The sequence below is a fragment of the Alteromonas sp. ABV4_515 genome (genome assembly GCF_056160345.1).
The window spans coordinates 1-325 of the sequence record NZ_JBSWWZ010000044.1; the positions used below are offsets into that span (position 1 = coordinate 1).

2 tRNA genes are annotated in these 325 nt (G+C 52.6%); both read right to left on the minus strand.

The features are described 5' to 3' along the window. Positions 1-10: 10 nt before the first annotated feature. Positions 11-86 (minus strand) — tRNA-Glu (locus ACXAGX_RS20595). Positions 87-254: 168 nt separating this feature from the next. Beyond that, positions 255-324 (minus strand) — tRNA-Glu (locus tag ACXAGX_RS20600). Position 325: the final 1 nt, after the last annotated feature.

Below are 325 nucleotides of genomic sequence, written 5' to 3' on the forward strand. Positions count from 1 at the left end.
GCGATATAAATGGCGTCCCCTAGGGGATTCGAACCCCTGTTACCGCCGTGAAAGGGCGGTGTCCTAGGCCTCTAGACGAAGGGGACTGAAATTTTGCTCAGCGAAGCATGCTTCGCTAAATTTCAGTAAGGCAAGGTGAGCCTGCGAACCGCGCAGCATTTTTACTTTACTGAACTTTCAAGTCCTGAAGCAGCTGGCTAAACCAACCACTCCGGCCTATCTCACAGTTTTAATCGACTGTGACGCGATATAAATGGCGTCCCCTAGGGGATTCGAACCCCTGTTACCGCCGTGAAAGGGCGGTGTCCTAGGCCTCTAGACGAAG